The following is a 24759-nucleotide window of genomic DNA, read 5'->3' on the forward strand; positions in this document are numbered from 1 at the left end:
GGTCACGGTTTTAATTGAGCTTTTCCTCTATTATGTGCCCTGCATAATTAACTGGCAGGCGTTCATGAATCACTTTGATCTCTCTTTCCTGAAATATCTCCAGGACAACAGTCCGCTCCCCGTTGAAGAGGCTGTCGAGCGTTTCGGTAAAACGCTCTCCACGCTAAAACGGACAATGAAAGAGCTCAATGAACTTCTGCCAGAAAATGTCCAGCTACATCAGGATAATCAGTTTATTACCACCCGGATTGGCTACAGCGAATACCGACAGTTTTTAGCGCGCGTCCAGTTTAATCGCTATATCACTACGGCAGAAGAGAGGGTGAAGGATCTCTTTGTGGCGCTCTGTTTGCACGATGTCGTGAATAAAAATGATTATTACAAAAAATTTTATGTCAGTGCGGGAACGGTAAAAAATGATAATCCCGTCATGATGAGCCTGGTGCAGGAACGCGATCTGATTGTGCAAAGTATCCCGCGTAAGGGCTCCCGGCTTGCGGGGGATGAGTTCCAGCTGCGGCTGGCGGCGTGCATGACGATACTAAAAACGGTCGAAATTGGTGAGGATCACCGACTTATCGCCCACCAGGCCAATGAGCCGACAGGCCGTTCAATTGCCGAACAGTTTCTTCATCAGTGTGCTGCAGAGATAAACCAGGCGGCAGACTATTACGAAGATAAAATCAGTCCGGTCATCGCCTTGGGATATAACGGCAGAAAATACTTACTGGTCTATCTTAGCCTTGCCCTGCACCGTATCCGCAGGGGACACAGAATTACGGAGAGTTCGGCGGCTGAGTTTTTGACGACCTTTCCTTATGGCGTATTGCCTGATGCGGATGAAAATATCTGTCTGGATCTGCTGATTGCTTCACTGACGTTTACTCATCGCCCCTTCACATTATACGACGCCCGGCTGGTCTCTTACGTTAAGCGCACCTGTCACGCTTTAGCCGGATGTCTGGAGAACACCATTCACAATCAGCACGCCTGGTTTGCGGAGATTTATAATTTTATCTATGCCGCCATCATCCAGAATAAATTTCATCTCTGGTTCGATGATAAAAAGCTCCATGATGTCCAGCGACGCTATCCTGAGCTATGGGATCATGTCCAGTATGCGGTGAAGGAGATTGAACATCACTGGCAAACGACCTTTTCTGCTATTCACCTGGCAACCCTGGTGCTGATTATCAAAAAGTATGCGCTCAAAAATCGGGTTGTTGGCGATAAGAAGAAGCGGGTCATTATTGTGACGAACTCGTCAGAGAGTAAGGTCGGCTATTTTAAAGAGATGCTTTTCTCCCGCTTCCATATTGAAATCCCCGCCTGCATCAACATCAATGAGATTGCGCGGCTTCAGCAGCTCGAATTCGACCTGCTGATTACCTTTACAAACAAGATATCGAGTCATCTCCGCTTCGCCGGGCTGGATTATGTCAAAGTGAATTTCTGGCTCACGCAGGACGATCTCCTGTTATTACGCGAAAATGGACTTCCCTCCGCGCGCAAAAAAATACCTGCTGAGGAATTTATTCAGCAGGTTCAGGGAATGAGCCAGGAGGCGTTAAAAATTTTTCTTGATATGCATTACAGTGATATTTTTATTTAGCCAGAGGTTGCGAAACGCCGCGACACCAGACGGCTTCCAGGTTTAACTCTGCACCCAACACGAGAATATCGGCATCTTTTCCTGACGTCAGGCTGCCTTTTCTCGCGTCAACACCCGCCAGGATTGCCGGATTAAGGCAGGCAATCTGCGCGGCTGAAACCCAGCCTTTTTCCAGCCTGTCGACCACATTTTTCACGGAGTCCAGAAAGCTCATCTCCAGTTTGCACAATTCGGACCACTCCGTGGGTGAAACCGTTCGGGTCTTTCCGCTGTGGTCGGTGATTTCAAGACAATGATTGTGAATGCGAAACGTCTCCTGGCGCAGGTAATGGTGGAATTCAGATCCTTCGGGAAAATCCACATATCCCAGACAATCGCTGACCATGACCAACCGGCGATCTTTTTTCAACCGATAGAGAATGTCGAACACTTCTGGTCGCAACGTAATCCCGCTCTGCTTTGCCACCTCGGCATACGTATTCTGATGGTACATCAGCGCCCCCACCACGCCAGGCTCCCGGTGATGCAGCCCGCGCATGGCGCTAAAGGCATGGGTAAAGTGGGTTAAACCGGCTTCAATAGCGAGAGTGGTTTCATCAAAGGTGGCGTCGGTATGACCGGCTGACACGGTGACGCCTGACTGGCGTAAATAGCGGATTAGCGCCAGGGCGCCCGGCAGTTCGGGTGCGAGCGTCATCAGACGGATATTTCCCCTCGCGGCGTGCTGATAGCGTTTGAATCCTTCGATACCGGGTGGTTGAATCGCGTCCTTGCTCTGCATTCCGCTGTATGCAGGGTTAATAAAGGGGCCTTCCATATGAATACCCACCGCTTCGGCACCATCTTCCGCTTTTGCGTCTGCAATCCAGTCTGCGGCGGTGGAAAGACTCTCCAGCAAGAACGTTTCCGGCTGGGTGGCTGATGTTGCAAGCCACGCGGTAACCCCGGCGTTAACCAGATCCCGGCTCATCGCCTGCAAAGAACGGCGTTCACCTCTCCAGGCAAACGACCCTCTCCCCCAGCCGTGAACGTGAATATCCACAAAACCGGGCATCAGCATGGCATGGCGATAATCGACGATTTTTCCGCGTGGCGTACTGTCGAGGCCAGAAATACGTCCGCTTTCAATATGCAGATAGCCGCTTTCGATTCCATTCGGGGTGACAATGCGTTCACTTGCCAGAGAAAGCAGGGGATCAGCCATTGTCTTTCTCCCATACGCGAGCGGCCGTTTCCTCGGCGATTTCTGCGCAAAGGCCGATGTAGTGAGCAGGATCCAGCAGCGTATTAATTTCTGAGTCGCTAAAGTGCTGGCGAATAAGAGGGTCATCACGCAGCACATCAGCGTAGGGGATGCCTTCATGCGTGCTGCGCATTGCCAGTTGGTAGACGCGTTCATGTGCGGCATCTTTGCCCAGCCTTTCCACCAGCTGCATCATGATTTTTTCGCTATTAATAAGACCATGCGTTAACTGCACATTCTGGCGCATACGACCAGGATTGATGACCAGCGTCCGCGTCAACTCTTCGGCTCGCATCACAATCTCAGCCATTAACTCCATACTCTCCTGAATATTACCGTCAAAGATAAAGTAAGCGGAGCTGTCTGCTTCGAAGGGACGTGGGCTGACATACAGGCAGGAGGTCATTACTGAGTACAATTTCTGCGCGTTGGCGATGATCCCCTTCGCCAGTTTAGGATTCACTTTTTGCGGCATGGTGCTGCTGCCAACGGTGCCTTTAGTGAAGGCTTCTGAAACTTCGGCAAACTCTTCGCTTGAGGTCTGATAAACCTCTTCGGCTATTTTGTGTAACGTCGTCGCCAGCAGGCACAAATTACTGATGTATTCAGTGCGGTAAATGCGCGAGTTACGGGAGGGAATCGCCATTGAATGCATTCCCAGCTTTTGGGCAACGCTATCCTGAACCCGGCGGCCGGTTTCACCGGTCGCGTGGAAGGCGCCCACGGCTCCCCCCATCATCACGGTAAAGACGCGTTTTTCCGCTTCCTGCATGCGCTGCTGGGCGCTCAGTAACTCATCAATCCACACGGCGGCTTTATAGCCCCAGGTTATGGGTAGCGCGTGCTTACCGTGGGTACGTCCGGCCATAATCGTTGCTTTATGGTCAGATGCCATCTTTGCCAGGTTACGCAGAATATCGTCCACAAAACCCTGCATGATGGTATCGAACTGCTTTGCCAGATAAAGCTGTGCGGTTTGCTGAATATTCTGCGTGGTGACGCCGTAATGCACGTATTTTCCGCTTTCACTGTCACAGGCTTTGACCAGTACTTTGATGACCGGAACGAAGCCGTGACCAATCTCGCGCAGCAGGCGTTCCATTTCCGTCAGGTCAATCTTATCCACGTGGCAGTTAGCGGTAATATTGACTGCGGCGCTGGCGGGGATCATGCCGTGTCCGGCCTGAGCCTGAGCCAGGGCGGCTTCAACATCGAGCCATGACTGTACCCGCGCTGGCTGCGCGAGGAGAGATTTCATTCCTCGATCGTCGATCGTTTTGCTTTTTGAATCATACAGTGCACGCATTACTATCTCCTTGAATTTATTTCGCACCGACGAGGCGGTCGTCTACCGCGTTACGGACAAATTCTACGTGTGGGCCGAATACCACATGAACATGGTTGCTGGAGGGGATAAAGGTTCCCAGCGAGCCAGATTCTTTAAGAATGGCCATGTCCATTTTTTTCTGATCTTTCAAATCAATACGTAACCGTGAAACGCAGTTTTCAACGCGCTTGATATTGTCTGTCCCGCCCAGCCCCTGAATCACCAGTTCGGCGACTTTGTCGTACTCTTTATTGTTCAGTAAGGTGCTGTCAGCGATTTCACTCTCGCGGCCTGGGGTCTTAATATCAAATTTACCGATCGCAAAGCGGAAGACGAAATAGAAGACAACAAAGTTAATCACGCCGAGGATAATTAAATTAATCCATTGGGTGTGTTCATACATCAAACCGAAAATACCAAAATCAAAAATGGTGCCGCGAATATAGCCGATGGAGACTTCCAGTAATTGCAGTGGAATGGTCAATAAGCCACAGAGTACCGCATAGACAATAAAGAGTTTTGGCGCGATAAACAGGAAGGAGAACTCCAGCGGTTCGGTAATATTCCCCAGCATGGCGGTCAGCACCACGGTCAGGATCATCCCTTTGGCAAATTTCTTATTCTTGAAATAGGCCATGTGGTACATCGCCAGACCAATCGCCGGAACGCGGAACAGCGTCGTGAGCATTTGTGATGAGGCAAGATAGCTGGTGAGCGTCGGCATATACTCTTTCCAGGCCGGATGGGTGGGACCAAGCTCAAACAGGATTTTATTGATAGCGGGCAAAATACCGACATAGGTCTGCCCGTCAATCAGGTACGTACCGCCTGCCGCGGTGAAACGCACGGTGGAACTGAGAACGTGGTGCAGGCCAAACGGGATCAGCAGGCGATTGAGCGTCATATAGATACCTGCACCAATGTTGGGTGCCATCATTATTGTTGATATGGCGCGCATACCTGCGGTAAACAGATCCCAGATAAAAGGAATGATCAAGCCGACGGGAATGGAAAAAGCAATGGCTAAGATCGCGACGGATTTTTTACCGCTGAAAAAGGCGAAAGCGAGAGGTAATTGCAGCCGGTAAAAACGGTCGGTTATTTTAGCTGCCAGCAGCCCGGCAATAATACCGCCCAGCGCTTCGATTTTCAGCGTCTGAATACCTAATACCATTCCCTGTCCGACGAAAGCCATATCCTCTTTCGCCAGCGTACCCGCCAGCTTAAGATGCACATGCATGGCGATAAGCAGAGTCAGGTAAGCCACGACGGATGCAAATACAGCAATCCCTTTTTCTTTTTTAGACATACCGTAGGCGACACCCATCGCGAACAGTAAAGGAATATTATTAAAAACGACGCTGCTGATTAATCCCAGAGAAGAGAGAATTGCTCTGAAAATTTCATTGCCCAGAAAGGGGAGTTTATCAATCATATAGCTCTGCCCTAACGCAGCGCTAATTCCCATGACCATCCCCACAGGCGCCAGTACGGCGATCGGTAATAATAGCGATCGACCGAATGTCTGAATTTCATTCTTAAAATTAGCATTCATAAGTTAATCCTGACGTGAATTCTCTTGAGGATAAGATACGTTCAGGAGATTTTTGCTCAAGGGCAAATAGTGAAAAATAAAAAGCGCAGGATTTGACCATAAAAAAGCAGCCTGCAGGCTAATGCTGGTCACTTAAGGATTGATTAGCTGCAAAGGTATTTTTTATTAAAGCGAAACGGATTGAACTGAAAGTCAGCGTACTGAAGCGATCCGAAGGAAGACGACATAAGGCGAATAGATCACGAAGTGACGATTTTTCCTGCCGGAAGCCTGGGTGGCAAGGGAGACGGTGAGCCTCCCTTGCCCGTTACGGGAATGAGGGTTTCAGAGAAACAATGAACATACGGTGAACGGAACCCTTTGCCATTGTTAAAAATTATCTGTTATCGCAGGTTCCTTTTCTTAATGACGATGCCCGTGACCGCCGTGCCCACGACCGCGATGGTCGTCACGGTCATTCCAGCCTTCTCGATAGCCGCGTTCATAAGCTTTGCGTTTATCCCAGCCACGATGGTAGCCGTTGTCATGACGCCACCAGCGGTTTTTGCGCCACTCATAGTTATGGTGCCAGTAATCCCGGTCGCGCCAGCGGCCGCCATCCCAGTAGTTACCGTAATTATCGCGATCGCCAATTTGCAATTTTATTGATGGCAGCAGGGTGATTTCGCCAGCGTTCGCGGCCAGCGGTGTAAAAGCCATTAAGACTGCCGCCAGAATCAGTGACCTGAACATGTTTTCTCTCCTTCACGATCGAGCCGTAGCCGGCCTGTTAACGTAATATTACGGGGCAGTAAAGCCCCGTTTCATCGCCACAACTCTTAAATCGCAAGTGAGAGCACTTTTTGTTAATAAATGTGTCTTTATTTCAACCGACTCAGAATGGCATCAATCTCCGCGCACTCTTCAGGCGTAAAGTGACGGTTTGCCAGCATGCCGACGGCATCTTCAATTTGCGCCGGTTTACTGGCGCCAATCAGCACAGACGTAACTTTGTCTTCCCGAAGAACCCACGCGAGCGCCATCTGAGACAGCTTTTGTCCCCGTCGCTCTGCCAGTGCGTTCAGCGCTCGAACTTTTTCCAGTTTTTGTGGGGTGATCTGGTCCGGATTCAGAAAACGGCTGGTGCTTGCGGCGCGAGAATCCGCAGGAATACCGTTCAGATAGCGGTCGGTTAACTGCCCGCCAGCCAGCGGTGAGAAGGCGATACTACCGACGCCTTTTTCCTGTAAAAGCGACAGCAGGCTCTCTTCGACCCAACGCTCAAACATAGAATATTTGGGCTGATGAATAAGGCATGGCGTACCTAAATCGTCGAGTATTTCAATCGCTTGTCTGGCAAGTTCAGCCGGATAGTTAGAGAGGCCTACGTACAGCGCTTTGCCCTGACGGACGATATGATCCAGTGCGCGCATGGTTTCTCTGAGCGGTGTTTCAGGGTCGGGGCGATGGTGGTAGAAGATATCGACATACTCCAGCCCCAGACGCTTCAGGCTTTGATCGAGGCTGGCAATCAGGTATTTGCGTGAACCCCAGTCCCCGTAAGGGCCTTCCCACATGGTGTAACCCGCTTTGGTGGAGATGATCAGCTCATCTCGCCACGGTAAAAAATCTTCCTGCAGGATGCGACCAAAATTTCGCTCCGCTGAACCCGGCGGTGGACCATAGTTATTCGCCAGATCAAAATGGGTGATCCCCAGATCGAATGCACGCTGTAACAGCGCCCGACTGTTCTCGACCTGCGTGGTATCACCAAAATTGTGCCACAACCCCAGTGATACAATCGGGAGCTTGAGGCCGCTCTGACCGCAGCGGCGGTACTCCATTGTCTGATAACGATTTTCAGCAGCCTGATAAGCCATATAGCCTCCTGTCAGATAAGGTGTGACTTTGAGTGTATACGTTTACACAAGGCCAGCTGCAATTAAATTTAGGGATGAAAACTGTACATCTTGCTTTCCACCCCCTTCACAGCGACTTTCCTGGACAGTCATCACAGTTCTTCGATACTCAACATGAGGTTACCGTCAGAAGGAAAGCTGTCATGCAAACCCCGTATTCCGTTGCTGATTATCTGCTGGACAGGCTGGCAGGCTGTGGTGTTGGCCATCTCTTTGGTGTGCCTGGCGATTATAATTTGCAGTTTCTTGACCACGTGATTGAACATCCCAGCGTACGTTGGGTCGGGTGTGCGAACGAGTTGAATGCGGCTTATGCTGCGGATGGCTATGCCCGGGTATCCGGGGTGGGGGCGCTGCTCACCACGTTTGGCGTGGGTGAGTTAAGCGCGATTAACGGTATCGCGGGAAGCTATGCGGAATATGTTCCTGTTTTGCATATTGTTGGCGCGCCCTGTCGCGGTGCTCAACGTCGTGGGGAGTTGATGCATCACACCCTTGGGGACGGTGATTTTCAGCATTTTTATCGTATGCAGCAGGCGGTGACGACGGCCAGCGCAGTGCTGGATGAACAAAACGCCTGTTATGAAATTGACCGCGTGCTGCGAACAATGCTCATCGAACGCAGACCGGGCTATCTGATGTTACCTGCTGATGTGGCAAAACAGCGCACCACGCCGCCGAATGACATCCTGATTGTTCCTCTGAGCGAGCCAGAAAGCAGCGTGGCAGAAGCGTTTCGCTACCATGCCCGCGAGCGGTTACTGGACAGCCCGCGCGTAGCGCTTCTGGCAGACGTTCTCGCGCAACGCTTTGGCCTGCAGCCGGTATTGCAACGCTGGATGGCGGAAACGCCGATGGCCCACGCCACGTTGTTGATGGGCAAAGGGCTATTCGATGAGCGCCATCCGGCGTTTGTCGGCACCTACAGCGCTGGAGCCAGCAGCGACTATGTACGTCAGGCGATAGAAGATGCCGACACGATAGTATGTGTTGGCACACAATTTGTTGACACTCTGACCGCCGGGTTTACGCAACAGTTACCACAGGAGCGCACGATTGAGGTGCAGCCACATGCCTCACGGATTGGAAACCGTTGGTTTAACGTCCCGATGGAGCAGGCGGTAACCACCTTGCGGGAGCTGTGTCTGGAGATGTCCTTTTCACTGCCGCCAGAACGCCCGCCAGTTAGACGTATTCAGGTTGAGAAGGGACCTCTGATGCAGGAAAATTTCTGGCATACGGTGCAGCAGTATCTGGCGCCCAATGACATTATCCTCGTCGACCAGGGGACCGCTGCATTTGGTGCGGCTGCGCTCACGCTACCCGGTGGAGCGGAGGTGCTGGTTCAGCCACTGTGGGGGTCTATCGGCTACGCGCTCCCGGCTGCATTTGGCGCGCAAACCGCCTGCCCGGACCGCCGGGTGATCCTGATTATTGGCGATGGTGCGGCGCAGCTCACCATTCAGGAACTGGGCTCTATGCTCAGAGACGGGCAATCTCCCGTTATTTTGCTGCTAAATAATGACGGCTATACCGTGGAGCGGGCCATACATGGCGCAAATCAGCGCTATAACGATATCGCCGCCTGGAACTGGACGCAGGTGCCGCAGGCGTTTTGTCGTGAATGTCAGGCAGAGTGCTGGCGTGTGGAGCAGGCGGTACAACTGGAAGAAGTGCTGGCCCGTTTGTCCCATCCGCAACGATTGTCGTTAATTGAGGTGGTACTACCGAAAGCCGATCTTCCTGAGCTATTGCGCACGGTGACCCGTGCGCTGGAAACGCGTAACGGAGGCTAACTACTTATCGGTGCGCTCGGCGACCATCATCGGTTTGCCCGCCAGCAGCAGCCAGGCGGGCAGCATGACGATGCACAGGAGCGGCAGCAGGGTGGAATCTGGCACCACCACTGCTGCCATAAACAGGCTCAGCCAGGCGTCACGGGTGACGACCAGCACCAGTCCAAGAATCGCGCAGGAGACGGTAATGGCCGCTGGCACCGCTTCAACGTGGGCGTGCAGCATCAGGCCAAGCGCGACCCCAACGAATACTGCCGGGAAAATTCGCCCGCCGCGAAAACCACTCGCAGCTGCAACCACTAATGCCGCCAATTTGATCACGGCGAGCATGAAATAATCCGATGCTCCCAGCGTCTGGCTAAATGCCATTTGCTGCATTTCGTCCAGACCTTTAAACAAGGTAAGCGGTCCGCCGATAACGCCTAAAATGCCGAGGATTAAGCCGCCTGCCCCAAGAATCAGGACCGGGTGTTTCAATCGATGCATTAAATGGTGTAAACGCGGCAGACACCAGACAGCCACCATCCCGGCGGCAATGGCGATGGCGGCAACGACCGCACCGCTGAGGATATCGATCACGTGCATCTGCGTGTAGTGCGCGATGGGCAGTGAAAAATGGGGGTGAAAAAACAGACTGGTGGTCAGCGAGCCCGCGGCGGCGGCCATTAACGGCGCAAACAGGCGATCCCACAAAGGAACATTGTCCGAGCTATTCAGCGTTTGTGAAAAGACCAGCGCGGCGGCAACGGGGGTGCCAAATAGCGCGCCGATGGTGCCGGCAGAGGCGAGGATGGTCCAGTCCAGCTTAGCAATGCGGGGAAACATACGGCTGCCGAGCGCCACAGCCAGTGCGATATTCACGGTCATGATCGGGTGTTCCGGACCCAAACTGACGCCACCCGCCAGGCCGAGGATGAGCGCTGCCAGCAAGCCCGGAATTGCTGAGGTGGGGACCGGCATTCCAATTAACGGCTCACAGGCAGGATCCGGTCCCGCGTGACCCTGGCTGTAGCGAATAACTAACCCGACCATGATCCCCGTGAGCGTCAGCATGCCGATAATCCACAGCGGAGAGTCCTGGGCAATACCGATGCTAACGGGCAGGCGTTCCCACAAAAATTGCTGTAAAACGGACGCCACTTTCATCACAACGATCAACACCAGGCTGGAGGCAATACCAATAATTAGCGCAGGAGTTGATAGCAAGAGCATCGTTCTGGCTCGTGGATGAAGCATATTCTATTCCTTAAAACAGAGTCATAGACATAGTTTGCACAGCCTGCGCAACCGCATCGCTGCAAATGGTGCTGAAACGATAAAGTAATTATGTGATCTGGATCGATTTTCCACGGGCATCAGCCTTCAGGGCGTTGTTGTTATGCCCCCATGAATTTACAGTGTGGCAAAGATTTATTCTGACTTTAGCGGAGCAGTGGAAGAATGACAAAATATGCTTTAGTAGGTGATGTTGGCGGCACCAACGCGCGTCTTGCTCTGTGCGACATTGCCAGCGGCGAGATTTCGCAGGCAAAAACCTATTCCGGGCTGGATTACCCAAGCCTCGAGGCGGTAGTACGCGTATACCTGGATGAGCATAGCGTCAGCGTCGAGGATGGTTGTATTGCCATTGCCTGTCCGATCACCGGTGACTGGGTGGCAATGACCAACCATACCTGGGCATTCTCTATTGCTGAGATGAAAAAAAATCTGGGCTTCAGCCATCTGGAAATCATCAATGATTTCACCGCCGTGTCGATGGCGATCCCGATGCTGAAGAAAGAGCATTTGATCCAGTTTGGCGGTGCGGAACCTGTTGAAGGCAAACCGATTGCTGTCTATGGCGCAGGTACCGGACTCGGCGTGGCGCATTTGGTGCATGTAGATAAACGCTGGGTGAGCTTGCCTGGTGAAGGCGGTCACGTGGATTTTGCGCCTAACAGCGAAGAAGAAGGGATTATCCTTGAGGTCCTGCGTGCGGAAATTGGTCACGTTTCCGCAGAGCGCGTACTGTCAGGTCCGGGGCTGGTTAATCTGTATCGCGCCATCGTCAAATCAGACGGGCGCCTGCCGGAAAATCTGCAGCCGAAGGATATCACCGGGCGTGCGCTGGCTGATTCCTGTATCGACTGTCGTCGCGCGCTGTCGCTGTTCTGCGTCATCATGGGGCGTTTTGGCGGCGATCTGGCGTTAACGCTGGGCACGTTTGGCGGTGTGTACATCGCTGGCGGCATCGTACCGCGCTTCCTCGACTTCTTTAAAGCTTCGGGTTTCCGTGGTGGTTTTGAAGATAAGGGGCGTTTTAAAGCCTACGTACAGGATATTCCGGTATATCTGATCGTGCATGATAACCCGGGCCTGCTTGGTTCCGGTGCGCATCTGCGCCAGACGCTGGGCCATATTTTGTAAGACCAACGCCGGACGGTGCACAGCGCTTATCCGGCTTACATATATCCCGCAAAACCGCGTTTATTACGCGGTTTTTTTATGCCTGCCGCCCGCCTTTCCGACCTTCGTCACATTTCCGAATGGCGGGATTATTTGTCCAGTAAAAGCATTATTTGTCTGATAACGGTCGTTACTTTCCCCGGACCATAATTTCACTCGTTAACTATTACGAGGAAATGATTATGAGCAAAAAACTGATTGCCGTTTGCGCGTGCCCAATGGGGCTGGCCCATACCTTTATGGCGGCTCAGGCGCTGGAAGAAGCCGCGGTTGAAGCGGGTTATGAAGTGAAAATTGAAACCCAGGGTGCGGACGGAATTCAAAATCGCCTGACGGCGCAGGATATCGCAGAGGCAACGTTGATCATCCATTCTGTTGCCGTTACTCCGGAAGATAACGAGCGTTTTGAGTCGCGTGACGTCTACGAAATTACGTTACAGGACGCGATAAAAAATGCAGCCGGCATCATCAAAGAGATCGAAGAGATGGTTGCCGCTGAACAACAATAATTATCGACAGGGAATTACGTATGGCCATTAAAAAACGCAGTGCAACCGTTGTGCCTGGCGCATCTGGTGCGGCAGCGGCAATAAAAAATCCACCGGCCTCCCGCAATAGCTTCTGGGGCGAACTTCCGCAGCATGTGATGTCGGGTATTTCGCGCATGGTACCGACGTTAATTATGGGCGGGGTAATTCTCGCCTTCTCGCAACTGATCGCCTATAGCTGGCTCGATATTCCTGCTGACACCGGCATCATGGATGCGCTGAACAGCGGAAAATTCAGCGGTTTTAATCTCTCATTACTGAAGTTTGCCTGGCTGTCGCAATCTTTTGGCGGCGTGCTGTTTGGTTTTGCTATTCCGATGTTTGCCGCGTTTGTCGCCAACTCTATCGGCGGTAAGCTGGCGTTTCCGGCGGGGTTCATTGGTGGACTGATGTCCACTCAGCCCACGCAGATACTGAATTTTGACCCAGCGACGCTGCAATGGGCAACCAGTGCCCCCGTCCCGTCAACCTTTATTGGCGCGCTGATTATCTCGATTGTCGCCGGGTATCTGGTGAAGTGGATGAACCAAAAAATCCAGTTGCCTGATTTCCTGCTGGCATTCAAAACCACCTTTTTACTGCCCATTCTTTCCGCGATCTTCGTCATGTTGGCGATGTATTACGTGATAACGCCGTTTGGCGGGTGGATCAACGGCGGAATTCGTTCTCTGCTGACGGCGGCTGGAGAGAAAGGCACGCTGATGTACGCGATGGGGATTTCTGCGGCAACGGCGATTGACCTCGGCGGTCCGATTAATAAAGCCGCAGGATTTGTCGCCTTTAGCTTTACTACCGATCACGTTCTGCCGGTAACCGCACGCTCTATTGCCATCGTGATTCCTCCAATTGGCCTCGGGTTGGCTACGCTTCTCGACCGGCGCTTAACTGGCAAACGCCTGTTCAACGCACAGCTCTACCCGCAAGGGAAAACGGCAATGTTCCTCGCGTTTATGGGCATCAGCGAAGGGGCGATCCCGTTTGCACTGGAAAGCCCCATCACGGCAATTCCATCCTATATGGTTGGCGCTATTGTCGGATCGACGGCTGCCGTCTGGCTGGGGGCGGTGCAGTGGTTCCCGGAATCGGCCATCTGGGCATGGCCGCTGGTCACTAACCTCGGCGTCTATATGGCGGGGATCCTGTTAGGTGCGGTGATTACGGCGCTGATGGTGGTGTTCCTGCGCAACATGATGTACCGCAAAGGCAAATTGCTGATTGAAAGCCTCTGATTAGAAGGATTGTGACCATGAGCTTACTTGCCTCGCTGCGTGACTGGCTAACGGCGCAACATCTCGATGCGATGCTGCTGTCATCGCGGCAGAATAAACAGCCGCATATGGGGATCTCCAGCGGTTCAGGGTTTGTGTTTATCAGCCATCAAAGCGCGCATATTCTGGTCGACGCCCGTTACTACACCGATGTTGCTACGCGTACTCAGGGCTATCAGATCCATCTACTTGATGGCGCGCAGACGCTGTATTCACGGGTGAATCACATTATTGCTGACGAAAAGCTGCAGACGGTGGGATTTGAAGGCGAGCAGGTAAGCTGGAATACGGTGAATGGATGGTCGGGCAAACTGCGTGCCCGACTAGTGAGTGCCGTGCCGGATGTGCTCCGGCAGGTAAAAACGGCGCAGGAGATAGCCTGCATTCGCGAAGCCTGCCGGATAGCTGACCTTAGTGCTGAACATATTCGCCGCTTTATTCAACCTGGCCTCAGTGAGCGCGAAATCGCCGCTGAACTGGAGTGGTACATGCGCACGCTCGGTGCAGACAAACCCTCTTTTGACACCATTGTCGCCAGCGGCTGGCGCGGTGCGCTGCCGCACGGTAAAGCCAGCGACAAGCGTGTCGAGGCGGGTGAGTTCATCACGCTGGATTTTGGCGCGCAGTATCAGGGCTATTGTTCGGATATGACGAGAACCTTTCGCATCCCAGACGCAAACCAGCCAGCGCAAGAAAGCCCGCTGTTTTCCGTGTATCAGATTGTTCTGGCGGCGCAGCGCGCGGCGGTGGCGGCAATTCGACCAGGTCGGCGTTGCCATGAGGTTGACGCCGCAGCCAGGCAGGTCATTACGCAGGCGGGCTATGGTGATGAGTTTGGTCACAATACCGGACACGCTATCGGCATTGAGGTGCATGAAAATCCCCGTTTTTCCCCCACCGACGCGACGCTTCTGGCGGCTGGCATGCTGCTCACCGTTGAGCCGGGTATTTATCTGCCGGGGCAGGGAGGCGTGCGTATTGAGGACGTGGTGCTGGTTACGCCAGACGGCGGCGAGGTGCTCTACACCATGGCGAAGACTTTGTTACACACGGGAGAAGCGTAATGGACTTATCGCTACTGAAGGCGCTGAGTGAGGCGGACGCGATCGCCTCTTCAGAACAGGAAGTGCGGCAGATCCTGCTTGAAGAGGCGGATCGTCTGCATAAAGAGGTGCGCTTTGACGGCCTGGGATCGGTGCTGATCCGTCTGAATGAATCAACCGGTCCGAAGGTAATGATCTGCGCGCATATGGATGAAGTGGGATTTATCGTGCGCAGTATTTCCAGCGAAGGAGCGATCGACGTATTACCGGTGGGAAATGTGCGTATGGCGGCCAGGCAATTGCAGCCGGTGCGGATCACTACCCGTGAAGAGAGCAAAATTCCCGGTCTGCTCGACGGAGTGCGCAGCGGTAATGACGTCAGTGCGCTGCAGGTGGACATTGGCGCGCGGTCTTATGAAGAGGTACTTCAGGCCGGCGTACGCCCTGGCGATCGCGTCACCTTTGACACGACGTTTCAGGTTTTGCCGCACCAGCGAGTCATGGGCAAAGCCTTTGATGATCGACTTGGATGTTATTTGCTGGTGGCGCTGCTGCGCGAATGGCATAACGCCATTCTCCCATGTGAGGTCTGGCTGGTGGCCAGTTCCAGTGAAGAAGTGGGACTGCGCGGAGGACAAACAGCAGCACGTGCGGTCGCCCCGGATGTGGCGATCGTGCTGGATACCGCCTGCTGGGCCAAAAACTTTGATCATGGTGCGGCCAACCATCGGCAGATTGGTAATGGCCCGATGCTGGTGTTAAGCGATAAATCGCTGATTGCCTCGCCAAAGCTGACGGCGTGGGTTGAAAGCGTGGCCACCGATGCGGGCATTACCCTGCAGCTTGACATGTTCAGTAACGGCGGCACTGACGGCGGGGCGGTGCACGTAAGCGGCACGGGGATCCCCACGGTTGTCATGGGGCCAGCTACGCGGCATGGACACTGCGCGGCGTCGATTGCCGACTGCCGTGACATCATCCAGACGCAGCAGTTGTTGTCGGCTCTTCTTTCACATCTTACGTGCGAAACCGTGGTTCATCTGACGGATTTCAGGTGCTGATTTCGCGCTAAACAGGAGTTGTTATGCTAACGATTCAATTTCTTTGCCCGCTACCCAATGGCCTGCATGCGCGTCCGGCGTGGGAGCTGAAAGAGCAGTGCAGCCAGTGGCAAAGTGAGGTGATATTTCTTAACCATCGCCAGAACGCCAGGGCAGATGCGAAAAGTTCGCTGGCGCTGATTGGCACCGGGACGCTGTTTAATGACAGTTGTAGCTTAACCATCACCGGTCGCGATGAAGAACAGGCCCGACGAGCGCTGGAGGAGTACCTCCTGCACCGGTTTATTGACAGCGACAGCGTTCAGCCGACGCCAGCGGAACTGGCGGCACATCCGTTGCCACGTTCGCTGATTCGCCTCAACCCAGACCTTCTTTATGGCACCGTGCTGGCAGGAGGCGTAGGGGCAGGTTCGCTCACGCTTTGGCAGAGCGATAATCTGGAAAGCTATCGCGCGATTGCGCCGAGTGCGGAAGACAATACCCGGCTGGAGCATAGTCTGGCGACGCTTGCCGAACAGCTCAATCAGCAACTGCGCGAGCGTGAGGGTGAGAGTAAAACCATCCTCAGCGCCCATCTGTCTCTGATTCAGGACGACGAGTTTGCCGGGAATATTCGTCGCTTAATGCGGGAGCAGCATCTGGGGTTAGGGGCGGCGATTATCGCCAATATGGAGCAGGTGTGCGACAAGCTGTCGGCCTCCGGTAGCGATTACCTGCGCGAGCGCGTTAGCGATATCCGTGATATCAGCGAACAGCTGCTGCACATCACCTGGCCTGAAAGACGTCCGCGCAATGCGCTGGTGCTGAATAAGCCGACGATTCTGGTCGCTGAGGATTTGACGCCCAGCCAGTTTTTAAGCCTCAATTTGCAGCATCTGTCAGGCATGATCCTGGAGAAAACAGGGCGCACATCGCACACCCTGATCCTTGCTCGCGCGTCGGCTATTCCGGTGCTTAGCGGCTTGCCGCTGGAGGCCATTAGCCGCTATGCAGGCCAGCATGCGGTACTGGATGCCCGCTGTGGGGTACTGGCCATCAATCCAGACGATGCAGTTCGCGGTTATTACGCGATTGCGCAGAAGCTGGCCGATGAATGCCAGCGGCGGCAGGCGCTGGATGCCGCTCAGCCCGCGCTGACCAAAGATAATCAGCGTATTGACGTTGCAGCGAATATCGGTACCGCGCTGGAAGCGCCGGGGGCGTTTGCCAATGGCGCGGAAGGGATTGGGCTGTTTCGTACTGAAATGCTGTTTATGGACCGCGACAGCGCTCCCGACGAGCAGGAACAGTTTGAAGCCTACCAGCAGGTCTTATTGGCCGCGGGCGACAAGCCGGTTATCTTTCGCACCATGGATATTGGGGGGGATAAAAATATCCGTTACCTCAATATTCCGCAGGAAGAGAATCCTTTCCTGGGCTACCGCGCGGTGCGAATTTATCCAGAGTTTGCCGGACTGTTTCGCACGCAGCTGCGCGCCATCTTACGTGCGGCAACCTTCGGCAATGCGCAGCTGATGATCCCAATGGTGCACAGCCTTGACCAGATTTTGTGGGTAAAAAGCGAACTGCAAAAAGCGCTGGTGGCACTGAAAGCCGACGGTTTACGCCATGCTCCGACAATTTCATTGGGGATTATGGTTGAAGTGCCGTCGGTGTGTTACATCATCGACCATTTCTGCGATGAGGTGGATTTCTTCAGTATTGGTTCAAACGACATGACCCAGTACCTGTACGCCGTCGATCGTAATAACCCGCGCGTTTCGCCGTTGTACAACCCGATTACGCCGTCGTTCCTGCGAATGTTGCAGCAGATTGTCCGCGTGGCGCACGAACGCGGTAAATGGGTGGGCATTTGCGGCGAACTGGGGGGCGAAGGACGCTATTTACCGCTGCTACTGGGCTTAGGACTCGACGAGCTGAGCATGAGCAGTCCACGTATTCCGGCGGTGAAAAGTCAGCTTCGTCAACTGGAGGGCCAGGCATGCCGTGAACTCGCCATACGGGCCTGTGAGTGCCGTAGCGCTCAAGAGATAGAAGATCTGCTCAACCAGTTTGCACCGCAGAAAGACGTGCGTCCGCTGCTGGCGCGGGAGAACATCTTTGTTGGTGAATCTCTGAGTAACAAAGAGCAGGTGATTCAGTTTCTGTGCGGCAATCTGGGTGTTAATGGGCGAACTGAACATCCGTTTGAGCTGGAGGAAGATATCTGGCAGCGCGAAGAGATAGTCACCACTGCTGTCGGTTTTGGTGTGGCTATTCCGCACACTAAGTCCCAGTGGATCCGCCATTCCAGCATCAGTATTGCCCGGCTTGCTCATCCCGTTGACTGGCAGTCAGAGATGGGCGAAGTGGAACTGGTTATCATGCTGACGCTGGGGGCTGATGAAGGCATTAACCACGTGAAGGTCTTCTCGCAGCTGGCGCGTAAGTTGGTGAACAAGCCGTTCCGCCAGTCGTTGTTTGCCGCTGAAAATGCCGACAGTATTCTCGCGTTGCTGGAGGCGGAACTGACGTTTTAAGCTTCACTGAAAGAGCGCTCTCCAGCCTGCGACGATCTGGTTGCAGGCTGGATGAACGCGACCGGAAAGCGACATCATCAATGCGGCGCGTTTGGCACCGGCAGTTTCCCGGCTCTTAAGAGCGTCATTTCTTGCTTACAGAGCAGAACCACCGCCTGGCGAGCTTTAACACGGCGGGAGGTAAGGGCTCTTTTCACGGTCTGACGATCCGCACCTGATTCCAGCATCTGAAAACACATCAGGGAGAGTGCACGTCTGTTTTTCATCGCATATTCACTTTATTGAGTAAGCCTGCAGGGGGAGCTACATGCCGTTATTTTACAACGATGCAAACGGATATTACTAACCTGTTGGTGTTGTCTCACTTAACGTGCTGACTGAAAACGTACGCTGTACTCTCCCGGCGTCAGGCCAAACTGACGCCGGAACAGGCGGCAGAAATAATTACTGTCCTGATACCCGCACCGCTGTGCGACTTCGCTAATCGACAGATGGTATTTCTGTAAGATGATGCGCGCCTTCGCCATTCTGACCCACCGCAGGTACTCGACGAACCCCATGGTGCCGTGCTGGGCAAACACTTTTGACAGGTGGTTGGGCGTGATATTAAAAAACTGCGCTACGCTTTCCCGGGTCAGCGGTTGGGCATAGTTATCCTGCACCCAGTTACACATACTATGATAGAGAAATTCAGCGCGCGGACGCTCTGTGTCAGGGCGGGTATTCACCACGCTACGACACAGATGCAGCAGGCTAAGCACCAGCGGCTGAATAATATCCTGGGCCTGAGGAGAGCGGCTTAAATGGGTTAATGCGGTGAGCATCGCCTCGCCTTCGCCGCGCTGCGGATGTGGTAACTCAATACGGCGGATCGGACGTAACAGCGATGCCGTTCGATTATCGTAAAAAGAGAGCCCCAGCCAGGCCGGAGAAAACACCAGACTCAGTAGCATCACGGGTTTATCGCTGCCGGGCAAATTCGCTGCCTTCGCCGGGATAAACAGCATGTCGCCTTCTGGCAGGCTATGCTGCTGTTTTTCCAGTTGATTACTGTATTCGCCACGCAGCACGATATCGAGGCGCGGAAGGTCAATACACAAACTGCCGGACGGAAACGTGGTGGGCTGGGTCGCGAACCACACGCGGCCAAGACGCTGCGGGTTCAATACCAGGCCGCTGAACAGATCGGCGAAAAACTGTTGGTCTGCGGGGAGGCCTGGCTCTTTCATCGCTCTTTCTCTGCGCTATAAGTGCATTAACTGCCTGAACTCTTTCACTTTACTCCGACTCACCGGGATTTCAAATTCCAGATCTTTTAAGCGCAAAATGTAGGTGTTGTTAAACCAGGGTTCGATCTCGCGGATTTTATTCAGATTCACACAGAACGAGCGGTGGCAGCGGAAGAAATGCGAAGCAGGCAATTTGCTGCAAAATTCAGTGATGTTCATCGGCATCACGTACGATTCGCGCCGGGTGTAGACAAACGTCATCTTTTCATGGGCTTCTGCGTAGTAGATGTCGTTGATCGGGGTCACGATGATCCGCTCATCTTTGATCAGATTGATCGTATCGTTTTCGCGGGTCACCGGACTGGCAGGCGAGGTTCCCGTTTGCTGTTGCTGCCAGGCTGCTTCCAGCTTTTGCAGCATGCCGACGATGCGTGATTCCTGATACGGCTTCAGGATGTAGTCAAAAGCCTCCAGTTCAAAGGCTTCAACAGCGTGCTCTTTCCACGCGGTAATAAAGATAATAAAGGGCTTGTGCGCGAACTGGCTGATGTTTTGCGCCAACAGGACGCCATCCAGCGAGGGAATATTGATATCCAGAAAAATGGCGTCAACGCGGTTGTGCTGGAGATATTTCAGCACGTCCAGACCGTCGTCAAATGTGCCGACAATCTCCATCTGGCTGTGCTCTTTTATCAGCCAGCTAAGTTCCTGTTGGGCCAGGAATTCATCTTCAACAATGATGACTTTCACGACTTCACTCCTGGTTAAAGCAACAATGTGGCCGGTGCGGCTGCGGGCGAGTGCTGATTAGGCACATAAAAGGCAATCTCAGTGCCTGGCTCCAGACGGCGGATATGGAGGCCCTCGCCGTAGAGCAGCTTAACGCGATGATGCACATTCAACAGACCAATTTTATTGCCCGGCATTTCATTGGATTCGACCCGTTCAATCACTTTTGGATCGATGCCGTGGCCCGTATCCCGCACGGCAATCCGTACCCGATTACCGCACTCCGCAACGCTGATGGTGACCACCCCTTTTCCTTTGCAGGGTTGAATCCCATGGACGATAGCGTTCTCTACCAGCGGCTGAATCAGCAGGCTGGGAATATAACAGCTTACCTCTTCATCGATATCATAAATAACCGTCAGCTTGTCGCCAAAACGGGCCTGTTCGATGGCGATGTAATCCTTGATTTGATACAGCTCTTTTTTGATGTCGATCTGCTCATCGTCTTTTAATTCAATATTATAGCGAAGATAGCGCGATAAATTAAAAATCAGCTGGCGCGCAGTGTCTGGATTCAGCCGCACCGACGATGAAATTGCGTTCAGGGCGTTAAACAGGAAATGGGGATTTATTTTACTTTGTAGCGCACGCAGCTCTGCCTTATTTGCCATTTCGCGTAGCTGCTCCGCCCGGGAGACTTCCAGCTGAGTCGAGATAATTTGCGACAGGCCGATGGCCATTTCCTGCAGCGAGGAGGTTATCTGGTGGGCGTGACAGTAGTAGATTTTTAGCGTACCGGTGACAACACCTTTCTCCCAAAGCGGAATCACCAGCATGGAGTGTATTTCCGGCGTACGGTGCGCTTCATCATTGTTTTTAATGATGATTTTTCCGTAATTGATCGCCTGTTGCGTAGTCGGACTGACGAAATCATCATTATCGCGGTAGTTAAGCTCACCCACGCCAACGTAGGCCAGCACGTGCTGGGTGTTGGTAATAGCGACGGCATCAGCATGGATATCATGGCGAATAATTTCGCACACCTGGCGAAGCGATTCGCTATTGACCTGGCGAAAAAGCGGCAGAGTTTTGTTGGCGATATCCAGAGCCAGCTTAGCCTGCTTCGCGGCGCTGGCTTCTTTCTCGCCTTCCACGCTTTGCACCAGCATGACGATAAAACCAATGCAGACACTACCCAGAATCATTGGGATGCCGATTTTCGAGACGATATCCAGCCCCAGTTCGGTGGTGGGCGCCCAGGCGACGACGAGGATCATGGTCAGAGATTCGCACAGCATTCCGCCTAAAATACCCGCACGCCAGTGCTGCGCTTTGGGGATCCTACGGTTGATCCAGCCGGCAATGCAGCCTGCCAGAATGCTGGTGATAAAGCAGGGCAGGGCGGTTACGCCGCCGATGTCGATCAGGTAGCGGTGGGTGCCCGCGATCAGGCCTGTAATGATACCGACCCAGGGACCGAACAGAATTCCCCCTGACATGACGGCGATAATACGTACGTTAACCAGTGAGCCTTCTACCGGTACGCCGGACCAGGTACTGAACAGGGCAAACATTGAGAAAATCGCGGTAACGGCGAGCAGCTCTTTCGGGGAGTGGGCTGACTTGTGCAACAGTTCGCGAAACAGGCGGATACGAATCAGGAAAAACAGACAGAACAGCATCAGCGCTGCCCGGTCGAATACCGCCAGCAGCATATTGAATATTTCGTGCACGGGTGACTCTTGCGCAAGGGGTAAACCTCTATGATAGGTAACCTGAGGCTGGATGACCAGCACACCCGCAGCCTGTGGCTAATGGGGAAAAACCTTAGTATTAAAAGGGGATTGTTGCATGATTGTTGTATTTACAATGCCTGTCCTGTCAACGGAGCGCGTAAAGTAATATGTTTAACAATAAAATGTTAAATGGTGGTAATTTTAAGCGGAGTGTGAAAAATTTTATTTCCTCATTTTTTCTGGCTATTCCTCTTTTATCTCAATAAAAAATATTTTGTTTTGCCTCTCGACAGAAGGAAATTATTCAGGCTATTTTCTAAACGTGCCACCATCGTGGCAGCGTCGCTCGGACGGTCCGGGCGCTAACGTTAATCTGAGGATATTATGGCTGACTCCCGCCCTGAACGTCGCTTTACGCGTATTGATCGCCTTCCCCCTTACGTTTTTAACATTACTGCTGAACTGAAGATGGCTGCGCGTCGGCGCGGCGAAGATATTATCGATTTCAGTATGGGGAACCCGGATGGGGCCACGCCTCCTCACATTGTCGAAAAACTCTGTACCGTGGCGCAGCGCCCGGATACGCACGGTTACTCCACCTCGCGCGGCATTCCGCGTCTGCGTCGGGCGATTTCCCGTTGGTACCAGGAACGCTATGACGTTGAGATCGATCCGGAATCCGAAGCGATTGTGACGATTGGCTCGAAAGAAGGATTGGCGCACCTGATGCTGGCCACGCTGGATCACGGCGATACGGTCCTCGTACCGAACCCGAGCTATCCGATCCATATTTATGGGGCGGTGATTGCCGGCGCGCAGGTACGCTCAGTGCCGCTGGTCGAAGGCGTCGATTTCTTTAATGAGCTGGAGCGCGCGATTCGCGAAAGCTACCCGAAACCGAAGATGATGATCTTAGGTTTTCCTTCCAACCCGACTGCGCAGTGCGTCGAGCTGGAGTTCTTCGAAAAAGTTGTGGCCCTGGCTAAACGCTATGACGTGCTGGTGGTTCATGACCTGGCCTATGCCGATATCGTCTACGATGGCTGGAAAGCGCCGTCGATTATGGAGGTACCGGGCGCTCGTGATGTCGCGGTGGAGTTTTTCACCCTATCGAAAAGCTACAACATGGCGGGCTGGCGTATCGGTTTTATGGTAGGTAACAAAACGCTGGTGAACGCGCTGGCTCGAATTAAGAGCTATCACGATTACGGAACCTTTACTCCGTTGCAGGTTGCAGCAATCGCCGCGCTGGAAGGCGATCAGCAGTGCGTGCGGGATATTGCTGAGCAATATAAACGTCGTCGAGATGTGCTGGTTAAGGGGCTGCATGAAGCCGGGTGGATGGTCGAGATGCCCAAGGCCTCGATGTACGTTTGGGCGAAAATCCCAGAGCAATACGCCGCGATGGGCTCACTTGAATTTGCCAAGAAACTGCTGAACGAGGCGAAGGTATGCGTTTCGCCGGGGATTGGTTTTGGTGATTATGGTGATACGCACGTGCGCTTTGCGTTAATTGAAAACCGCGACCGTACCCGCCAGGCGATCCGTGGCATCAAAGCAATGTTCCGCGCCGATGGCTTACTGCCTGCCAGTGCAAAATCGGCCACTGAAAGTACCGACTAACAACACGTTTTCCCAAAAGCAAACAGGAACCATCAGGCTCCTGTTTTTTTTGCTGCGTCTTTTAATTTAGATCATCAGGGCGAAAGTACCGGCCCAAACGATGACCATAAAAGAAATGCCCATAAAGAAATATTTCACTTTTCATCTCTCCGCGTACCTGAGGTACGTCTAAATGAACATATGCTAACCTGACAGAGAGCTGATGCACGCGTAAACGAAATGGAGAATTCCCTTCGTTTGCTTGTCTGCATCACCTCAGAATTCTGAGCTTTTATGCTCCAGACGGCGCTAATGTACGCCTAAAAATGAGGTGAGACAAGAGGCATTTTTTTATTTAATTTTAATAACTTACAAGTGTCGTGATTCGGCGACAGTTTAATTTCTATCGGTAATAAATTGCTATTGAGCGACGGAATGTTTACTCGGAGAATTCTCATATCTCCATGATGTTAATGCGGTTAATTTTTCGCGGAATGAGATTATGAAAAGGTTAAAAATGACCAGATTAATGATGTTAGCACTCGTTCTTACGCCAGTGACGTCGATGGCGGCCTCGCCGATGGCATTCAATTTCAGCTGCGCAAGTATTGGTGGTGTGAATAGTGATGGTAAAGGCAATATCTGGATTGATGGCACTAAGGCGACGGTAAAGGCCTTCAATGAAAATTACTGGGAAGCAAAAAGCGGTAATAATACCGTGTCTATCTCCCGTAAAGATGACGGGAATCCGGACGTTTCCTGGACCGGGCCTAATCGTAAGCACGGGATTTGCCTGCCTGAAGACAATATCGACTTTTCAGGGGCAAAGAAATCGACCAGCAACGGGCCTTCTTTTTCCTGTTCTGCGGTAGCAAAGGGCAGTATCGAGGAGGTTATCTGTCAAAGTCCTTCGCTCTCAGCCATGGATTTGGCATTGAACGGGGCCTACAAGCAGGCGCTGGTTAAATCGAATAATAACCCGACGCTCAAAGCAGAGCAACGCGGCTGGGTGAAAGGGCGTAACGAATGCTGGAAAGAGCAGGATAAGCCAGCGTGTATAGCCCGTAACTACAATGAGCGAATGGCTGAATTACAGAACAAGTGGGGCGTGAAGTAATTCAGGCGCAGAAAAAAAGAAAGGCCTTTCG

The 24759-nt window shown here is 52.9% G+C and carries 21 protein-coding genes; 10 read left to right on the forward strand and 11 right to left on the reverse strand.

The window, feature by feature from the left end; genetic code table 11:
- Nucleotides 1-64 precede the first annotated feature (64 nt).
- Nucleotides 65-1612: a hypothetical protein gene (locus HV334_RS07345; protein ID WP_181221355.1), complete on the forward strand. Its 1548-nt coding sequence runs from the start codon at nt 65-67 to the stop codon at nt 1610-1612.
- Here HV334_RS07345 and HV334_RS07350 read toward each other — a convergent pair.
- The 5 genes from HV334_RS07350 to mgrA all read right to left on the reverse strand — a co-directional run bounded on the left by HV334_RS07350 (nt 1605) and on the right by mgrA (nt 7596).
- On the reverse strand, nt 1605-2816 hold the full coding sequence (locus HV334_RS07350) for an amidohydrolase family protein (RefSeq protein WP_181221356.1): 1212 nt from the start codon (nt 2814-2816) through the stop codon (nt 1605-1607). The genes HV334_RS07345 and HV334_RS07350 overlap by 8 nt on opposite strands.
- Nucleotides 2809-4161, reverse strand: a complete 1353-nt coding sequence (locus tag HV334_RS07355) for an adenylosuccinate lyase family protein (RefSeq protein WP_181221357.1) — start codon at nt 4159-4161, stop codon at nt 2809-2811. The genes HV334_RS07350 and HV334_RS07355 overlap by 8 nt, the downstream gene beginning before the upstream one ends.
- A 16-nt stretch (nt 4162-4177) precedes the next feature.
- Nucleotides 4178-5737, reverse strand: coding sequence for a PTS transporter subunit EIIC (locus tag HV334_RS07360; protein WP_016153907.1), 1560 nt, complete (start codon nt 5735-5737; stop codon nt 4178-4180).
- Nucleotides 5738-6139: 402 nt separating this feature from the next.
- Nucleotides 6140-6469, reverse strand: coding sequence for a DUF2502 domain-containing protein YpeC (gene ypeC, locus HV334_RS07365; protein ID WP_181221358.1), 330 nt, complete (start codon nt 6467-6469; stop codon nt 6140-6142).
- Between the two features lie 128 nt (nt 6470-6597).
- Nucleotides 6598-7596, reverse strand: a complete 999-nt coding sequence (mgrA, locus tag HV334_RS07370; RefSeq protein WP_016153905.1) for an L-glyceraldehyde 3-phosphate reductase — start codon at nt 7594-7596, stop codon at nt 6598-6600.
- 182 nt (nt 7597-7778) lie between these two features.
- Here mgrA and HV334_RS07375 point away from each other — a divergent pair, with 182 nt between their 5' ends.
- On the forward strand, nt 7779-9431 hold the full coding sequence (locus HV334_RS07375) for a thiamine pyrophosphate-binding protein (RefSeq protein WP_181221359.1): 1653 nt from the start codon (nt 7779-7781) through the stop codon (nt 9429-9431).
- Here the strand turns inward: HV334_RS07375 and HV334_RS07380 are convergent, their stop codons facing one another.
- Nucleotides 9432-10667: an ion channel protein gene (locus HV334_RS07380; protein ID WP_049281508.1), complete on the reverse strand. Its 1236-nt coding sequence runs from the start codon at nt 10665-10667 to the stop codon at nt 9432-9434.
- Between the two features lie 204 nt (nt 10668-10871).
- Between HV334_RS07380 and glk the strand changes: the two genes are divergently transcribed.
- From glk to ptsP, 6 genes are all read left to right on the forward strand, one after another.
- A complete protein-coding gene (gene glk, locus HV334_RS07385) occupies nt 10872-11837 on the forward strand; it encodes a glucokinase (protein ID WP_016153902.1) in 966 nt (321 codons plus the stop codon).
- A gap of 221 nt (nt 11838-12058) precedes the next feature.
- Nucleotides 12059-12385 (forward strand): fructose PTS transporter subunit IIB, encoded by a 327-nt coding sequence (locus HV334_RS07390; protein WP_003028254.1) that lies wholly within the window; start codon nt 12059-12061, stop codon nt 12383-12385.
- Nucleotides 12386-12405: 20 nt separating this feature from the next.
- On the forward strand, nt 12406-13653 hold the full coding sequence (locus tag HV334_RS07395) for a PTS fructose transporter subunit IIC (RefSeq protein WP_019077334.1): 1248 nt from the start codon (nt 12406-12408) through the stop codon (nt 13651-13653).
- A gap of 17 nt (nt 13654-13670) precedes the next feature.
- A complete protein-coding gene (gene ypdF, locus HV334_RS07400) occupies nt 13671-14756 on the forward strand; it encodes an aminopeptidase (protein WP_153690167.1) in 1086 nt (361 codons plus the stop codon).
- Complete coding sequence (gene ypdE, locus HV334_RS07405) at nt 14756-15796, forward strand: aminopeptidase (RefSeq protein ID WP_181221360.1); 1041 nt, start codon at nt 14756-14758, stop codon at nt 15794-15796. Before ypdF ends, ypdE begins: the two co-directional genes overlap by 1 nt.
- 23 nt (nt 15797-15819) lie before the next feature.
- Nucleotides 15820-18315: a phosphoenolpyruvate--protein phosphotransferase gene (gene ptsP, locus HV334_RS07410; protein ID WP_181221361.1), complete on the forward strand. Its 2496-nt coding sequence runs from the start codon at nt 15820-15822 to the stop codon at nt 18313-18315.
- Between the two features lie 77 nt (nt 18316-18392).
- Here the strand turns inward: ptsP and HV334_RS07415 are convergent, their stop codons facing one another.
- From HV334_RS07415 to HV334_RS07430, 4 genes are all read right to left on the reverse strand, one after another.
- Entirely contained in the window at nt 18393-18581 is a 189-nt protein-coding gene (locus HV334_RS07415) for a hypothetical protein (RefSeq protein ID WP_032931709.1), read from the reverse strand.
- A gap of 99 nt (nt 18582-18680) precedes the next feature.
- Complete coding sequence (locus HV334_RS07420) at nt 18681-19544, reverse strand: AraC family transcriptional regulator (RefSeq protein ID WP_049268945.1); 864 nt, start codon at nt 19542-19544, stop codon at nt 18681-18683.
- A 15-nt stretch (nt 19545-19559) separates the two neighbouring features.
- Nucleotides 19560-20294, reverse strand: coding sequence for a two-component system response regulator YpdB (ypdB, locus tag HV334_RS07425; protein ID WP_181221362.1), 735 nt, complete (start codon nt 20292-20294; stop codon nt 19560-19562).
- Nucleotides 20295-20308: 14 nt separating this feature from the next.
- Nucleotides 20309-22006: a sensor histidine kinase gene (locus HV334_RS07430; protein WP_029139619.1), complete on the reverse strand. Its 1698-nt coding sequence runs from the start codon at nt 22004-22006 to the stop codon at nt 20309-20311.
- A gap of 387 nt (nt 22007-22393) precedes the next feature.
- Here HV334_RS07430 and alaC point away from each other — a divergent pair, with 387 nt between their 5' ends.
- Nucleotides 22394-23632: an alanine transaminase gene (alaC, locus tag HV334_RS07435; RefSeq protein WP_016153894.1), complete on the forward strand. Its 1239-nt coding sequence runs from the start codon at nt 22394-22396 to the stop codon at nt 23630-23632.
- Between the two features lie 66 nt (nt 23633-23698).
- Here the strand turns inward: alaC and ypdK are convergent, their stop codons facing one another.
- Nucleotides 23699-23770, reverse strand: a complete 72-nt coding sequence (ypdK, locus tag HV334_RS07440) for a membrane protein YpdK (RefSeq protein WP_010723117.1) — start codon at nt 23768-23770, stop codon at nt 23699-23701.
- A gap of 343 nt (nt 23771-24113) precedes the next feature.
- Here ypdK and HV334_RS07445 point away from each other — a divergent pair, with 343 nt between their 5' ends.
- Complete coding sequence (locus HV334_RS07445; protein WP_181221363.1) at nt 24114-24728, forward strand: lysozyme inhibitor LprI family protein; 615 nt, start codon at nt 24114-24116, stop codon at nt 24726-24728.
- Nucleotides 24729-24759: the final 31 nt, after the last annotated feature.

The sequence above is a fragment of the Citrobacter sp. RHBSTW-00944 genome, assembly GCF_013615435.1.
Lineage (GTDB): Bacteria > Pseudomonadota > Gammaproteobacteria > Enterobacterales > Enterobacteriaceae > Citrobacter > Citrobacter braakii.

Excerpts from the sequence above, each read along its gene's own strand:
- HV334_RS07345 (WP_181221355.1), top strand. The coding sequence starts at position 65 with ATGAATCACTTTGATCTCTCTTTCCTGAAATATCTCCAGGACAACAGT.
- HV334_RS07350 (WP_181221356.1), bottom strand. The coding sequence starts at position 2,816 with ATGGCTGATCCCCTGCTTTCTCTGGCAAGTGAACGCATTGTCACCCCG.
- HV334_RS07355 (WP_181221357.1), bottom strand. The coding sequence starts at position 4,161 with ATGCGTGCACTGTATGATTCAAAAAGCAAAACGATCGACGATCGAGGA.
- HV334_RS07360 (WP_016153907.1), bottom strand. The coding sequence starts at position 5,737 with ATGAATGCTAATTTTAAGAATGAAATTCAGACATTCGGTCGATCGCTA.
- ypeC (WP_181221358.1), bottom strand. The coding sequence starts at position 6,469 with ATGTTCAGGTCACTGATTCTGGCGGCAGTCTTAATGGCTTTTACACCG.
- mgrA (WP_016153905.1), bottom strand. The coding sequence starts at position 7,596 with ATGGCTTATCAGGCTGCTGAAAATCGTTATCAGACAATGGAGTACCGC.
- HV334_RS07375 (WP_181221359.1), top strand. The coding sequence starts at position 7,779 with ATGCAAACCCCGTATTCCGTTGCTGATTATCTGCTGGACAGGCTGGCA.
- HV334_RS07380 (WP_049281508.1), bottom strand. The coding sequence starts at position 10,667 with ATGCTTCATCCACGAGCCAGAACGATGCTCTTGCTATCAACTCCTGCG.
- glk (WP_016153902.1), top strand. The coding sequence starts at position 10,872 with ATGACAAAATATGCTTTAGTAGGTGATGTTGGCGGCACCAACGCGCGT.
- HV334_RS07390 (WP_003028254.1), top strand. The coding sequence starts at position 12,059 with ATGAGCAAAAAACTGATTGCCGTTTGCGCGTGCCCAATGGGGCTGGCC.
- HV334_RS07395 (WP_019077334.1), top strand. The coding sequence starts at position 12,406 with ATGGCCATTAAAAAACGCAGTGCAACCGTTGTGCCTGGCGCATCTGGT.
- ypdF (WP_153690167.1), top strand. The coding sequence starts at position 13,671 with ATGAGCTTACTTGCCTCGCTGCGTGACTGGCTAACGGCGCAACATCTC.
- ypdE (WP_181221360.1), top strand. The coding sequence starts at position 14,756 with ATGGACTTATCGCTACTGAAGGCGCTGAGTGAGGCGGACGCGATCGCC.
- ptsP (WP_181221361.1), top strand. The coding sequence starts at position 15,820 with ATGCTAACGATTCAATTTCTTTGCCCGCTACCCAATGGCCTGCATGCG.
- HV334_RS07415 (WP_032931709.1), bottom strand. The coding sequence starts at position 18,581 with ATGAAAAACAGACGTGCACTCTCCCTGATGTGTTTTCAGATGCTGGAA.
- HV334_RS07420 (WP_049268945.1), bottom strand. The coding sequence starts at position 19,544 with ATGAAAGAGCCAGGCCTCCCCGCAGACCAACAGTTTTTCGCCGATCTG.
- alaC (WP_016153894.1), top strand. The coding sequence starts at position 22,394 with ATGGCTGACTCCCGCCCTGAACGTCGCTTTACGCGTATTGATCGCCTT.
- HV334_RS07445 (WP_181221363.1), top strand. The coding sequence starts at position 24,114 with ATGAAAAGGTTAAAAATGACCAGATTAATGATGTTAGCACTCGTTCTT.